Below are 15,202 nucleotides of genomic sequence, written 5' to 3' on the forward strand. Positions count from 1 at the left end.
AAAATATTAAGTTTTTGCCGATATATATTTTATACACAACAGGAGGTACACATAATTTGAAGAAATTAATTACTACTTTTCTTTTGATTGCTCTGTTGATAGCAGGCTGTTCTTCAGCACCAGCAGAAACATCAACTGGAGGATATAGGATAGGCATTTTACTATCAGATGCAGGACTAGGCGATGAATCATTTAACGACTCCGCTTTTAAAGGATTAGAAAAGGCACGCGATGAGCTTGGCATTTTGTTTGATTACAAAGAGGCTCCTGATGGTAATTACGAGGAAAAGCTGAATGAGCTTGTAGCAGAAAAATATGATATCATCATTGGTCTCGGTTTCTCTGTACAAGAAGCACTAGAAAAAACAGCGAAGCAATATCCAGACCAGCAATTTATACTGATTGACGGACAATCTGATATTAACAACATCATTTCGATTACCTTTAAAGAGCAAGAAGGTAGCTTTTTAGTTGGCATGATTGCCGCTATGACAAGCAAAACAGGAAAAATTGGCTTTATTGGTGGTGCAGATGCTCCCGTTATCCATCACTTTGAAAATGGTTTTATCGAAGGAGCTCGTTATGTACAGCCATCGATTGAAATTATGAGTGACTATGCTGGTACCTTTGACGATACCCAGGCGGGTGCAGCAATAGCAGAAAGATATATCAAAAATAACGTTGATTTTATTTACCATGCAGCAGGCTTTACTGGCTTCGGAGCGATTAAAAAGGCCGAGGAAATGGGTATTTATGCAGCCGGTGTTGATATCGATCAATTTTTTGTTGCCGAAAAAACAGTTGTCACATCCATGCTGAAAAAAGTTGACCTGGCTGTCTATCAACTTGCTAAAGCATTAGTAGAAGATGGGAAAATTACTGAAAAATCGTTTGCATTAGGTTTAGCGGATCAAGGCGTGGGACTAGCAGATATTCGTGTAATACAACTAGCAGCTGAGCAACAAACTGCCATCGAAAAAGCCCAAGAAGCCATTATTTCAGGAACGATAAAAGTTACTGCAGAAAAGGGGAATGGCCAGTGACACTACGTAAGAAATTATTTATGAACACACTGATTCCAATCGTACTGGCTATGGCGATGATTGGCTTTATTATCATACAAACATTCACGATCCAAACCACAGCACAGGATGATACGAAACTTTTACTTGCAGTGAAAGAACTAGAGCAAAGTTTAGTTGTTGCCAGTCAATCTTTAAACAATTTTACCTACTTAGATAGTGAAGCCAATAAAAACGAAGCGCTCGCTATTTTACAAGAAACAAAAAGTAATTTAGGGGCATTAGCCTCTCTAACGAGAATACCTGAGCATCAGACAATCGTCGAAAAAATAGCTAGTAAATTTGAAAATCTAGAAAAAGCGACTGAAAGCGGGTTTCAAGAAAACAATCGCTCTGAAATTAAAAAGCAGTCCATCAGAATTAAAGGCATTTTAAACGACATGTATTTGCTCAAAAAAGAAACGAACGAATGGTATCAAGAAATGATACAAGTAACGAAGCAAAAAATAGGTTTCATTACAACCTCTACCATCATAGGTAGTGTGCTATTAATTATTGCTACGATACTTTATTCCTATGTAGCTGCGAAAAGAATTACCAAACCAATTAATCAGATTGTAGATTGCGCACAAGCCGCAGCAACAGGAAACCTAACCATTGATACCTCTACCCTTTCCTATCAAGCAAACAGTCGATATGAGATTGATCAATTAACAAAAAGCTTTTCAGAGATGATGAATAATTTAAAAAGTACCGTACAATCCATCGATTATATTGGAAAGGACGTTAATTTGTTTACACAAGAAGTGACGAGCCATATGAATACTATTCATGAAAGTAGCAATCAAGTCGCTACTTCTACTGACGAATTAGCAAAAGGCAGCTATACGATGTCTGAAGACATTCAATCAGTGGCACTCCAAATGAATAATATGGCAGATCAATTTAAGGATGTAATGCGGACAAGTGAGCAATCGGCTGACACTGGTAAACAGGCTCTGGAGGCTGTTCAAAATGGTCAGTATTCATTGGAAAAACAATCGGCCATTGCGCAGGATATTTCAACCACATCACTTGATATTAAAGAGGCTGTTACCCAATTCTCTCAATTTACTTCAGAGATTGAAGGAGCAGCCAATGCTGTCCACACAATTGCCAGCCAAACCAATTTATTAGCCTTAAACGCTGCCATCGAGGCTGCACGAGCGGGAGAAGCAGGTAAAGGGTTTGCCATTGTTGCCGAGGAGGTTAAAAAGCTCTCTTCAGAAACGGAGAATGCAACGAATTTAATCACTTCTATGGTTACGCATATTCAAGATGGCATTACGCACATCCTTACTACGGCTGAACGAGGTTATCAGCTATCAAATGAGCAATCACAATCCATGGTTGAAACGGAACAATCATTTGCCGTTATTACCATGCATATAACAGCTATCCATCGCGATTTACAAAACCTCACAAAAGAAATGGTGCAAACCAATGAAATGAGCCAGCAAGTAAATAGTACCATTGAAAATATTTCTGCTATTACGGAAGAAACGGCTGCCGGTACAGAAGAAATATCTGCATCAACCCAAGAACAGCTACTATCCTTCCAAAAAATTAGTGCTAAAATCGACGAACTTCAAGCTATGACTGATACATTGATGAATGAGCTCAAAAAATTCACCCTATAGCGACTCGGTTCATTACCCCAAGAAATCCAGTGAAATGATTCACTGGATTTCTTCTTAGTGTTGAAAACAAAACAGTCTATTGAAAGGTAGAAATGGATTTCTGTTGCAGGTTACTTGCTTTCCTTTGGGCGAGCGCCGAGCCGCTTCCTCCGCACCGCTCCGTTTAGTGGCTCGCCTGTCTCGCTATCCCACGGGAGTCAAGTAGCCCTCCACTCCACCCCACAAAAGTTTAGCAAAGGTTTTCAAATAAAGTGAAGGTGTTCATTACTCTTTATGAAGAGGTGTTGTCACGCATCACTTCTCCCACATTGAAAATAAGAGTTTATCCCCTCTAAGGATACAGATAATGGGCTATTTAATCGCTATGCTGCTATGAAAAAAGTAAAGACACTTTGCAGCATGGTTGATTGGAGTGGAGCCAGCGTCACTCCTTGGGGATTTAGCGTCACAGAGGAGACCCTGGAGCGAACGAAAGTGAGTGAAGCGGCTCCTCGGACGCCCCCTGGAAAGGACGCTGGCGGAACGGAAATCAACCTCTCACTTTGCAAAGTTGCTTTTTCTGCCGTTGACATCATCTTTTTGCAACAACATGAAGAAATCCAGTGAAATGATTCACTGGATTTCTTCTTTCATTATAAAGTTAAGCCACCATCAACTAACACGATGGAGCCTGTCATATAGCTTGCTTTGTCCGATGCTAGGAACACAACCATTTCTGCTAATTCTTCTGGTTTCGCATAGCGGCCCATTCTCATGTTTGGAATTTCCTCTGGCACATAGCCACCTGTTTCAAACATGGCAGTTACACTGTTTGTTAATGCCGTTTCTACTCCACCTGGACAAATACCATTGATACGGATACCTTTTTTTACATACTCCAAAGAAGCAGATTTTGTTAAACCAACTACTGCATGCTTACTTGCAGAATAGACAGCCATACTGTGCTCACTGCGAACACCCGCTGTAGAAGCTGTATTAATAATAGAGCCGCTTCCTTGTCCTTCCATTACTTTTAAAACATGTTTTAAGCCAAGGAATACACCCTTCACATTGATCGACATAATGCGCTCATATTCTGCATCTTCAATCTCTGTTAATGGAGAGATTTTTTGAATAACTCCAGCATTATTGAAAAATACATCAATGCGTCCATACGTATCAACAGCCGTATTGACATATTTCTGAACGTCTTCACTTTTTGAAACGTCAGCCTGAACGAAGATACCTTCTCCACCTTGCTCTTTAATCAAGCTTACTGTTTCTTCCCCTGTTTCTTTGTTGAAATCCACAACTACCACTTTTGCACCATTGCTAGCAAGTTTCAAACTGCTGGCTCTTCCAATACCGCTTCCTGCGCCCGTTACAACTGCAATTTTATTCAAAAGATCCATCTTCTATTCCTCCCTAACATTTTGAAGTCACTGTCTATTTTATTGCTACTTCCCCTTCATTTATTGTATTATTCTACACAAAATAGTACTTTCTCAATGTCTATACAATAAAAATTGTAACGGCTTTTATTTTGATCGCATCATTACGAACTGGAGTGTAGGAACATGAAAATTACCACGATCGACCTTCAATACATAAGTCAATTAATATACGAAACACATCATCTTCCAGTCACTTATATTAATTCGTTAGGAGAAATAATTTTTGACTATTCAACAACCAATAATCCATCTTACATTTCTTTAAAGGAACAATTGAAAACATTTCCTTATCATAAGGATACAAATGATTATCCGATTTTTTTCTCTTATGCTGAATTTAATTTCTTCTATATCAACGTGCAGTTAGAGGATCAATATTTAGGGGCGATTGTAGTTGGTCCTTCTCTTTCTCCAGAAGTGGGAGACATAAAGACGAATGTTAATCAGGAGCTAATTCCTATTCTTCATTATCAGCAGTGTTTGGCCATTAGTTTGTTTGTTTATTACTCCATCTATCAAAAGAAATTAAATAAAACTGCTGTCATTTATCACAACCAAGCATTAAGACCTCTAATTCGTCATGAGGAAAATACTGCGCTTGAGCTCTCATACGCTAGAAGAAATGATATTATTCATACAAATCTTTATTATGAAAAAATATTGTTAGACAATGTGAAAAATGGACGTATGGAGAAATTAAATGAAGTTTTGAATTATTCCATTGTCGAGCAAGCAGAACTGGGAATACTTTCAAAACGCAATAATTTAAGAAGTGTTCAATATTTGATGATTACAGGAATTGCCCTAATTTGCCGTGCAGCGATTGAGGGTGGTTTAAATGAAGAAACAGCCTTTACATTAAATGATTTTTACATTCAAAAGCTAGAGGATCAAACCAGTTTAATCGATATTCTTTCGTTAATGGAGGAAGCTATTTACGACTTTACAAGCCGTGTATCGCAAGCTAATACAAGGAAATATTCAGCACCCATTACTACCTGTATCCATTTTATTGAAAATCAATTATATGGAGATCTAACACTCGACCAACTTTCAGCTATTTGCCACCTAAGCCCCAACTATCTTTCCTCCATATTTAAAAAGGAAGTAGGGATTTCCTTTAGTGAATATATTCAGCAGCAAAGGATTGATGAGGCGAAAAAACTCTTAACATTTACCAACTATCCAATTCTAGACATCGGTTCATTACTTAATTTCACAGATCAAAGCTATTTCATTAAAGTTTTCAAAAAATTTACGGGTATCACCCCTAAACAATATAGAACTAAGTATTCTCCTAAATAATTCGATAGAGAGGGAAAGTAAAAAGATGCTAGGAACCAATTTTTACTTTCTCTTTCCTTTTTTCAAGTAATAACAATATCATCTATGTCATATCTTACATTAAAACGTAACCATTACACTTTAAGGAGGTCTATGTGGAACGTCTCCATTTTTCTAAATATGTATTGAATTTTTGGTTCCTCTTCATTTTATTCATAGGCATGCTACCACTACTGTTATTCAACGTCTCAGCACTAAACGACCTTAGTTCCTCTCTACTCAATTTAAATACGATATTTTTAAGTATTTTAATTGAAGCATTACCATTTGTCTTAATTGGAATACTGATTGCTGGCTTTATTCAGATATTTATAACAGAGGAACATATCCAAAGGTGGATTCCTCGAAACCCTGTGATGGCCGTTATCATGAGTTGTCTTGTAGGTGCATTATTTCCAGCCTGTGAATGTGGAATTGTTCCGATTGTTAGAAGATTAATTGCCAAAGGCGTACCTATACATGCAGCTATAGGCTTTATGTTAACTGGTCCACTTATTAATCCCGTTGTTATTCTTTCTACCTATATGGCATTTGGCAATGATTTAAGAATAGCGAGCCTTCGAATGCTCGTTGGCTTTGTCATCGCCATTGTCGTAGCATTACTCATCAGCTTATTTTTTAAAGGCTCACAATTTAAGAGCTCTTTACAGCCCTACTCATTGACAACCACTAGTCAACAAACATCTTTCGTCACAAAACTATTAAATATGGTCAAGCATGCCATCGATGAATTTTTTGATATGGGCAAATACTTAATTATCGGGGCATTTTTAGCTGCCTTTGTACAAACCTATGTATCAACCAAAACACTCTTAGCAATTGGAGACGGTGAATCCTCCTCCATTCTAGTTATGATGAGCTTAGCCTTCATTCTGTCACTTTGCTCTGAGGCAGATGCCTTTATTGGCGCATCCTTTAGTGCTATTTTCTCCACTCCATCCATTCTGGCCTTTCTTATTTTTGGCCCTATGATCGATTTGAAAAATACCATTATGTTGATAAGCGTATTTCGCTTGAAATTTGTATTTTGGTTAATCGCCTTAGTGGCTACAGTTGTCTACATTAGTATATGGATGCTTTCAGCGTATCTCTAAGGGGGAAAACCATGAAATTTCATGTTCAACAAGCGCTAAGAGCCTTAATGTTACTTGCCTTTTCGGCTATGATAGCCAACCTGCATTGGACCGGAGAACTAACAAAATTCATCAACCCTAAATATGAAAGCCTGAGTAAAACAGCCGCCATCTTATTTTTTATACTATTTCTTGTTCAATTGACTAGAGTTATATCTTTTTCAAAGGCTCCCCACTCATGTGATCCTACTGGACAAGCTTGCTGTTCCCATCACGACCATGGTCACTCAGCCTTTACACGAAAAAAAATGATTGCCTACCTCATTATCATGACACCGATAATGACAGGCTTTTTCGTGCCAGCTAAAATTTTAGATGCTGCCATCGCTGATAAAAAAGGTGGTGCCTTTATTCTCACCCAGCAAAGGCAATCATCTAAAATAGAGGATTATCTCACTTCAAATGAAACGATTGATGAAAACATTTATGATGAGCATGATGCTGATCCGCGACTGATGGAAGAAAAACAGGAAATGACAAAAAAGCAATATGACCAATTAAAGCAACAGTTATCCCAACAATCGATGCTGAAAATGACCGATGAGGACTATACGATCTATTACGAGGAAATTAATCAAAATTTAGAAAACTATTTGGGGAAGAAAATACAGTTGAAGGGCTTTGTTTTAAAAGAAGAAAGCTTTACAGAAAGGCAACTAGTTATTTCAAGATTTCTTATTACGCATTGTGTCGCCGATGCCAGTATCGTCGGCTTTCTGACAGAGTTTCCAGACGCTCCAACACTCACAGAAGATACATGGATTGAAGTGGTCGGTACAATTAGTCAAACAACATATGAGGGTGCAAGCTTACCTGTTATCCATATTGATGATTGGGTAACAATCGAACAACCCGAATCACCTTATCTTTATCCGATTAATATTCGAATGAGTTTCTAGCAATAAAAGGGCAAAGCTTATGACTTGCCCTTTTTCAGCTATTAATTGGAGATCGCACATCTAAGCCTAAATGGGAACGTAATGTGCTACCTTCATATTCAGCTCGGAATAACTCCCGCTCTACTAACATGGGAATAACGTCGCTAAAGAATAAATCTAAAGATTTCACAGGGCCACCTGGTACAGCAATAAAGCCATCCAATGCGCCCTCCTCATAAAAAGTAACGATTTGATCGACAATATCCTGTGGTGTGCCGATTGCTACAAGATGGGCTGAGCCAATTACCTCGGGGCGTGCTAACAATACCTCAACAGTTGGTTCATTTTCTATAATATAACGACGCACCAAATCTGCATGTGTTTTACTACGTACTTTTTGATCTTTTGGTGGCAACATATCAACGGTCACCTGATCTTCAATTGACAAATGACGAACATCCATACCAATCACAGATTCTAAAGCACTGTAGCGTCGTTCAAGCGTTAAATGTGCATGCGCTTGTCGGTGCATTTCGAGTGCTTCTTCATATGTATCACCTATAAAGAAATACAGCCCAGGTAATAAGCGAATATCGTCAGCAGAACGACCTACTTCAATGGCACGTTGACGCAAATCATTACGCATCTCAATGCCCACCTCCATAGCTGGTGTAGCTGCGAAAATGGCATTGGAAACAGTAGCTGCAAATTGACGCCCAACATCCGACGCGCCTGCTTGGAAGAGCGGAATCTCTCCTGCTGGATGCATTGGGAGATTTAGGGGGCCTTTAATATGGAAAAACTCGCCCTCATGTTCAATAGGGTTGACAAGCTCTTTTATTTTTTCTATATTCCCATCCGTTTCTAATGTTTCGTAGGGTTGACTATGCCATAGCTGCTTGACCACCTCTGTACATTCTGTAGCTTTAGCATAACGCTCTTCTGAAGAAGGCATAGACTCATTGCTGAAATTATGGGCACCATCTATGGAGGTCACGATATTCCATCCAACTCGCCCATCACTAATCCAATTCAAGGATTGCAATTGACGGGCAATCAGATAAGGTGGCGTAAATGATGTGGAGATCGTTGTCACTAAGCCAATCTGTTTGGTTTCTCTTGCCACCATCGCCATTAAAAAGCTAGGATCTAAGCCAACCGTTCCTTTCATTTTAGCCATTAATTCTGGATGAGCTATTAAATAATCAGCCTTAAATACAAAATCCAATTTTGCTGCCTCAGCACGCTGCGCAAATGCAATATGTTCATCTATCAACGCACCTTGCTTGCCATGATTACCGTGAACAGCTAAATGCATCCCAATAATAAGATGTCTTTTCATTGTTACTCCCCTTTCAATAATTGAAAATGATTATCATTTTCATAATAAACATTCATTTCAAAGATTGCAAAGAAATACTTTTATGTTTTAGAACGCCTTCACCTATAAAAATAGGTGCTCCGTTTTAATGAGCACCTAAACTAATATTTACTATACAGTTAAATAAAGGTATCATTAAGATGATTTCAAAATATTTAAAGCGGAGGGACCATGAGAAAATTTGCCTCTTTATTAACAGTGACTCTTTTTATATTTCCACTTGGTGGAGCATCTTATATAGCTAATCATACACACAGTTCATCTCGTCTGCCGACTCTAACTGCTACTGCTGAAGAACCTCTTTCTACCATCATAGCTGAACAAAGTGATGAAATGGGTGACGGTTCGCCCATTCTTCTTTCAACATCTACTACCTTTCTAACAGGTCAGGGTTCAATGAGCTTTAATTATCAAGCAACTAGTAATGGCACTGATGCAATTCGAATTTATGTGAAAAATAACAGCACACAATCTATTAGGTTTATATTAACTGCACCTAATGGAACGGCTTGGATAGAAGGAGAGATCATTAAGCCTGGGCAATCATTTACGACAAATTACAAGGTGGATGCGAGCCTAGCAGGTGAATGGTTCATGAAATTTGATAATAGTGATGGTTCTTCAATTTCAGTAGATATAGACACAAGCTACGAAATTTGAAATAGGAGCTGACCCCTTTAGATTTCCATTTACGACTTAAATAGGCGATGCAAAAATTTGTTTTTCTATTGGGTCCCAAAGGACAATTCCTACATCCCCATTGTGGTCGATTACTCGAACTGTGATGGGAATATAATCAAATAAAATTGTATTTAACTTGGTACTAGTTAACTGTAGCAAGCCAATTAATTCTACATCATTTATCAGAGGAATATGTAAATCCATGTTAATATCGGTTAATTTGCCATCCTCATAACGCAGTTTCCCTATAATTTTAGGGTTTAAATGTTTAAATCCAGCTTGAATATCCTCTTTAAAAATTAATATTTTATTATACATATTTTGGTCTAAACTATATAAGGCATCTGAAGGGAATGTATAATACTTTTTATTAACCTCAGACCATTTTGAGATGGTATCTGTATCTTTTGAAATAAAGGTTTCAGCTAAAAATATGCCTGGTATAATATCGTTTATATTAGATTCTTGATATAAAGTTAAATAAATAGGAACTCTCGGATACTTTTCATTTTTTCTTATATCCGCAACAATCTTTTTAGCTACTTCTTTACCGTATTTTTCAACATCATTGATTTCATCATCATTTTGGTCTACTTTCACTTGGCCCGTGTAAATTAAGCCATCTTCATCGGAAACTCGTATGTCATAAAATTCATTTAATGAGATCGCGATCGATATGCCCTCAACTTTGTTATTCTCTTTATTAATAAAGTTTTGTTCTAATACATGAGAGAGAATCAAAGGATACTTTTTTTCATCCTCCAGTACATTGCCACTTCTCTTTTCAATAGCTGGGTTTAAACCAATACCTTCATCTTTTTTTCTGCTTAACCATTGGGTGATCGTATTTTCATCCAAATACTGACCTTCCTGCATATAAAACTTGTCTGTTGAAAAATGACTCACTGACAAATCCATGAGTCCTCTCTCTATTTCATTGATATTTAGAGCATTGTTCATTTTTTTGACGATTAAACCTCTAGCAATATTTACTTTTGCAGGCTGTTGAATTTCATAAACTTCCTTTTTTTGAACCGATGAAATATACATTTTCTCATTAGCAGTAACACTCTCACCCTCACTGCTACAAGAAGCTAACATCATTATGGGTGCGATTAAAAATAACATACGCCTTCTTTTTTTCATTACAATTTCTCCTTGAATACTATGTATCATGTGATAACTTCCCTAATTTAACCATAACAAATTTACCAAAATAAAACATTATATATTTACAAATCTCCCCATTTACCTACCAGATGATCAAAAAAGACCTATGTTCGCTTTTCTCGAACATAGGTCTTTCTGCTTTAAAGTTTTTTCACCTGATTAGGAGGGAGTTTTCCCCTATTTAAGCGGGGCTTACCTTTTTATGAGCGGGTTCCCTCCATCTTGGAGCGACTCTCACACTTTTAGGAGCGGGGTTCCCACATCTTGGAGCGACTCTCTCCTCTTTATGAGCGGGGTTCCACATCTTGGAGCGACTCTCTCCTCTTTATGAGCGGGTTCCCACATCTTGGAGCGGCTCTCTCCTCTTTAAGAGCGGGGTTCCCACATCTTGGAGCGACTCTCTCCTCTTTATGAGCGGGGTTCCACTACCTTGGAGCGACTCTCTCCTCTTTAAGAGCGGGTTCCCTCTACTTTGGAGCGGCTCTCTCCTCTTTAAGAGCGGATTCCCACTACTTTGGAGCGGCTCTCTCCTCTTTAAGAGCGGGTTCCCCACATCTTGGAGCGGCTCTCACTCATTTAGGAGCGCAACCTCCTTATATTGGACCAGTTCCAACACCTTCAGGAGCAACTTCTCACTTTCCAACATTGAGCAAATACTATTTGGCATTTTTATCAGGCTGGTGAATACCAAATACATTGCCTTCCGTATCAATATAATAGCCTTGCCATGCCATCCCTGGTAAAGCATACTTGGGCATGGCTACTTTGCCACCGTTTTCAAGAATTTTTGCTTCTGTTACATCATAACTTTCGACACCCATTGTACAAGCAAAGCCATTCAGCGCTTGGTTTGTTTCTGGTGGAGGACCTTGGCGTTGCATTAAAGCACCGTTAATGCCAAGTTCATCATCTTCACCTGTCACGGCACCGAAGTAAGGCATGCCTGCATAGTCACTCCAGTCCTGAAATGACCAGCCAAATACTTTCCCATAAAAATCCTTTGCCCGATCCATGTCACTTACATGAATTTCAAAATGAACTAATCTCCCCATAGTATCCTCCTTAAGGATGATGTATTTGAACATATTTACTATATATCATTTTTCTGAAGATTGAAATTAATACATTATCTATCAATTAAATTAACCTATATTTCTCGATGCTCAAGCTGAAAATGCTATAATATATGAAAATTTGAATTGATAAGAAGGTACGTTTATATGGAGATACGACAGCTTGAATATTTTTTTGTTCTATGTAGTGAGCTTCATTTTACAAAGGCTGCCGAAAAATTAAATATTTCACAGCCGACACTCAGCCATCAAATAAAGGTTTTAGAAAATGAGCTTGGCTTACCTCTATTCGATCGTCTAGGGAAAAAAATCGCCATTACAGATGCTGGTAAAATTTTATATGAACAGTGTACATATATTTTTAGGGCCATGGATAATACCAAAAATCAGATGACTGAACTAAAAGAAATAAAAGCAGGGAAATTAGTGATTGGTACTTTGCCAGGAGAATTAACTGATTTTGTATCAGATTATATGCTGGACTATTATCAGGATTATCCAAACATACAGGTTTGTATCAATAGCTCAGATGATTTGTTGCAACTATTTAAAAACAATAAAATAGATTTTGCCATTTCCTACAAACAAGACAATATCGATTATGAGGAGGAGCAGCTTCAAATCGTTCCATTGTTTACGGAGGAACTAAAGGTCGTTATTCATAAAGAGCACCCTTTAGCAGAATTGGATACCATCCCATTGCAAGAGGTGTTAGCACATCCATTGATTTTATTTCCAACAATACATCAGTGTAGAAAGGTAATTGAGGGAGCGGCTCGTAAAGAAAAACTTCACATTACACCAAAATTAGAAACAGCTAGCATCCAAGCGATCTTTAAATTAGTAGAACAAAATGTGGGAGCAACGATTATTTCGAAAACACTTTGTAACTTGCATAAATCGGATACTATTTGTGAGCGTTCGATATGCAATCCACCCCTAACACGTGAAATCGTCCTGCTCTATCGAAAAGATAAATTTATTAATTTTGCGGCTAAAGCTTTCATTCGTCTACTAGTAGAGCAACTTGATCTTGCACAACTTTCACTTTCAGATAAAAGTCGACAACTCATTCGTTCATTAGTCACGTCTCAATAAAAAATGGACTAAACCCAGCACTCGTCGTGTCTGCGTGTAGTCCATTTATTTTTTAGCTAAATAGGTATCTTATTTTTTCATTGTCTTGGCTTTGGCAAGATGCACATGCCAAGATAATGCTTCTTCTAAAATATGTGGCGTATGGTGATTACCTGTTTTCTCCACCGCAGCCTGATAATATGCCCACAATTGCTGACGATAATCAGGATGTGCACAATGATCAATTATTCGTGGTACTCTCTCTTTCGGTGCTAGCCCACGTAAATCAGCTACACCAAACTCTGTGACAATAACGTCCACATCATGCTCTGTATGATCCACATGGGATACCATAGGAACAATACTGGAAATACTGCCTCCCTTCGCATAGGATTTTGTAACAAAGATTCCCAATCGTGCATTGCGCGCAAAATCGCCAGAACCACCAATACCATTCATCATTTTTGTACCTGAAACATGTGTAGAATTTACATTTCCATAAATATCTACTTCAAGAGCTGTATTGACGGAAATGAGCCCTAAACGACGAATAATCTCAGGGTGATTCGATATTTCTTGAGGGCGTAATAGTAAACGATCTGCATATTTTTCTAGCTGACTATACACCTGTTTGCCTCGTTCTTGTGATAGCGTAATGGACGTACCTGAAGCAGATTTTACTTTCCCTGCATCTATTAATTCAAATACAGCGTCTTGCAACACCTCCGAATAGATTTCCAAATCCTCAAATTCAGATTCTAAAAACCCATTTAACACTGCATTGGCTACTGATCCAACACCCGATTGTAGTGGCGCTAATGTCTTCGTTAATCGTCCAGCCTTCATCTCCTCTCTTAAAAAATTGAGTAAATGGTCTGCCATTTTTGCGGTTTCCTCATCTGGTTGTACAATCGTTGAAGGCGCATCAGCAATTTCAGAAAGCACGATGCCACGAACTTTCGTTATATCTAATGGGATACCAACTGTTCCAATTCGCTCCCCCGCGCTAGTTAAAGGAATAGGATCTCTACTTCCCTGTACATCAGGAATATAAATATCGTGAATGCCCTCTAAAGAAGCAGGATGTGAAACATTGAGCTCAATAATTATCGCTTTCGCCATTTGCACAATAATTGGCGAATTCCCTACAGAGGTTGTAGGTATCAGCAAACCATCTTCTGTGATAGCAGTTGCTTCAATGATGGCGAAATCAATTGGGCCCACAATGCCTTGACGCATTAACTCAGCATTATGTGAAACATGTGCATCTTTATATAAAACTTCTCCGTTATTAATCATTCGGCGAATCGCTGGATCACCTTGATAAGGGGCTCTCTTCCGAATAATCCCCGCTTCAGCCATCTGCTGATCCACCTCTGGACCAAGTGAAGCACCTGTATAAACATCCACCTGAAACTTTTCCACCTTCGCCTTTTCAACAAGCGCTAAAGGTACAACTTTTGCATCTCCCGCCCTCGTAAAGCCACTCATACCTAATATCATACCGTCCTTTATCCAAGAAGCAGCCTCTTGCGCTGAAACAATTTTATTTTGCAAAGCAGTATGACGAATTTTTTTATGTGCCAATTTCAACATGTAAGATATTCCCTTATCCCATTTTAATTTTTATTCAGACCAAGGTGAATGCAAGACACAGTCACAAAAATTTTTAGGTTTGTAGTTTGGAATAAATAATGCACACACATCTGATTTTATATTGCCAAATGTTGTTTCAGGTTTATGCTTAAACCCTTCAAAAAATGCTGGCAATATCTTTTGTTTAAATTGGTCGCGTGGAAAAGCATTGAGAACGGCATTTCGTTCATCAGCCGTTAAATTCTCATAACCATCGCCCATTACATCAAGACCTACGCCTGCATATAACAAGCCAACTTCATGTTCTTTATGCTCAGCAATACCAATTGTCGTATGAAGTGCAATCGCATCCCATACTAGTTGAATTGACTGTTCATCAATATGATGCAATGCTAAAAACTGACGTGCTGCATTAGCGCCATCCACCTCAAAGCGCTTATCTACACTACTAAACTTCTTTGTTAAGCCTAAATCATGAAATAAAGCACTAACGTATAAAAGTTCCGCATCAAATGATTTCTTAGCTTTCTTCCCTTGTATTGCGCCAAATAAATAAACCCGATTGGAATGATTCCACAGTAAATCAGAACCATGTTCCTTTAAAATTTCCTGTGCTTCTAAGGCTAAGCGACTGTCAGGTATCTTGATTCCTACAATATTTGTCATCCATTCTTTCCCTCCCCTGTTAAAATACCAATAACTCGATGGTTTATAGAGAATTATATGGAACTTCAT

14 protein-coding genes are annotated in these 15,202 nt (G+C 38.2%); 8 read left to right on the plus strand and 6 right to left on the minus strand.

The genetic code is table 11. From position 1 onward, the window contains the following. The first annotated feature begins 56 nt into the window (after window positions 1-56). The 3 genes from ACEVFT_RS20155 (at window position 57) to ACEVFT_RS20165 (ending at window position 3,307) form a co-directional block, all read left to right on the plus strand. The gene (locus ACEVFT_RS20155) at window positions 57-1,043 is read left to right on the plus strand and encodes a BMP family lipoprotein (protein WP_393951121.1); all 987 of its coding nucleotides are present in this window, start codon (window positions 57-59) and stop codon (window positions 1,041-1,043) included. Continuing rightward, complete coding sequence (locus tag ACEVFT_RS20160) at window positions 1,040-2,701, plus strand: methyl-accepting chemotaxis protein (protein WP_393951122.1); 1,662 nt, start codon at window positions 1,040-1,042, stop codon at window positions 2,699-2,701. The genes ACEVFT_RS20155 and ACEVFT_RS20160 overlap by 4 nt, the downstream gene beginning before the upstream one ends. 372 nt (window positions 2,702-3,073) lie before the next feature. Continuing rightward, window positions 3,074-3,307, plus strand: a complete 234-nt coding sequence (locus tag ACEVFT_RS20165; protein WP_393951123.1) for a hypothetical protein — start codon at window positions 3,074-3,076, stop codon at window positions 3,305-3,307. 26 nt (window positions 3,308-3,333) lie between these two features. Here ACEVFT_RS20165 and ACEVFT_RS20170 read toward each other — a convergent pair whose 3' ends face one another. After that, entirely contained in the window at window positions 3,334-4,092 is a 759-nt protein-coding gene (locus ACEVFT_RS20170; RefSeq protein ID WP_066037582.1) for an SDR family NAD(P)-dependent oxidoreductase, read from the minus strand. Between the two features lie 165 nt (window positions 4,093-4,257). On the opposite strand from ACEVFT_RS20170, the gene ACEVFT_RS20175 reads away from it, so the two are divergent. The 3 genes from ACEVFT_RS20175 (at window position 4,258) to ACEVFT_RS20185 (ending at window position 7,510) form a co-directional block, all read left to right on the plus strand. Continuing rightward, window positions 4,258-5,439 carry an AraC family transcriptional regulator gene (locus tag ACEVFT_RS20175; protein ID WP_393951124.1) on the plus strand — a complete coding sequence of 394 codons (1,182 nt, stop codon included), beginning with the start codon at window positions 4,258-4,260 and terminating at the stop codon, window positions 5,437-5,439. Window positions 5,440-5,573: 134 nt separating this feature from the next. Next, a complete protein-coding gene (locus ACEVFT_RS20180) occupies window positions 5,574-6,572 on the plus strand; it encodes a permease (RefSeq protein ID WP_393951125.1) in 999 nt (332 codons plus the stop codon). An 11-nt stretch (window positions 6,573-6,583) separates the two neighbouring features. Beyond that, window positions 6,584-7,510, plus strand: coding sequence for a TIGR03943 family putative permease subunit (locus ACEVFT_RS20185; RefSeq protein ID WP_393951126.1), 927 nt, complete (start codon window positions 6,584-6,586; stop codon window positions 7,508-7,510). Window positions 7,511-7,544: 34 nt separating this feature from the next. On the opposite strand, the gene ACEVFT_RS20190 is transcribed toward ACEVFT_RS20185, so the two are convergent. Continuing rightward, window positions 7,545-8,807 (minus strand): NtaA/DmoA family FMN-dependent monooxygenase, encoded by a 1,263-nt coding sequence (locus tag ACEVFT_RS20190; protein ID WP_393951143.1) that lies wholly within the window; start codon window positions 8,805-8,807, stop codon window positions 7,545-7,547. Between the two features lie 234 nt (window positions 8,808-9,041). Between ACEVFT_RS20190 and ACEVFT_RS20195 the strand changes: the two genes are divergently transcribed. Then, window positions 9,042-9,530, plus strand: coding sequence for a cupredoxin domain-containing protein (locus tag ACEVFT_RS20195; protein ID WP_393951127.1), 489 nt, complete (start codon window positions 9,042-9,044; stop codon window positions 9,528-9,530). A gap of 36 nt (window positions 9,531-9,566) precedes the next feature. Here the strand turns inward: ACEVFT_RS20195 and ACEVFT_RS20200 are convergent, their stop codons facing one another. Further along, window positions 9,567-10,697 (minus strand): CamS family sex pheromone protein, encoded by a 1,131-nt coding sequence (locus ACEVFT_RS20200; RefSeq protein WP_393951128.1) that lies wholly within the window; start codon window positions 10,695-10,697, stop codon window positions 9,567-9,569. A 680-nt stretch (window positions 10,698-11,377) separates the two neighbouring features. Then, entirely contained in the window at window positions 11,378-11,773 is a 396-nt protein-coding gene (locus tag ACEVFT_RS20205) for a VOC family protein (RefSeq protein WP_066038252.1), read from the minus strand. A gap of 168 nt (window positions 11,774-11,941) precedes the next feature. On the opposite strand from ACEVFT_RS20205, the gene ACEVFT_RS20210 reads away from it, so the two are divergent. Continuing rightward, window positions 11,942-12,892, plus strand: a complete 951-nt coding sequence (locus tag ACEVFT_RS20210) for a LysR family transcriptional regulator (RefSeq protein WP_393951129.1) — start codon at window positions 11,942-11,944, stop codon at window positions 12,890-12,892. Between the two features lie 69 nt (window positions 12,893-12,961). Here the strand turns inward: ACEVFT_RS20210 and scpC are convergent, their stop codons facing one another. Further along, window positions 12,962-14,467, minus strand: coding sequence for a succinyl-CoA:acetate CoA-transferase ScpC (scpC, locus tag ACEVFT_RS20215; RefSeq protein WP_393951130.1), 1,506 nt, complete (start codon window positions 14,465-14,467; stop codon window positions 12,962-12,964). Between the two features lie 30 nt (window positions 14,468-14,497). Beyond that, window positions 14,498-15,133, minus strand: coding sequence for an HD domain-containing protein (locus ACEVFT_RS20220; protein WP_393951131.1), 636 nt, complete (start codon window positions 15,131-15,133; stop codon window positions 14,498-14,500). Window positions 15,134-15,202: the final 69 nt, after the last annotated feature.

Source organism: Lysinibacillus sp. PWR01 (genome assembly GCF_043359455.1).
GTDB classification, from domain to species: Bacteria; Bacillota; Bacilli; order Bacillales_A; family Planococcaceae; genus Lysinibacillus; species Lysinibacillus fusiformis_F.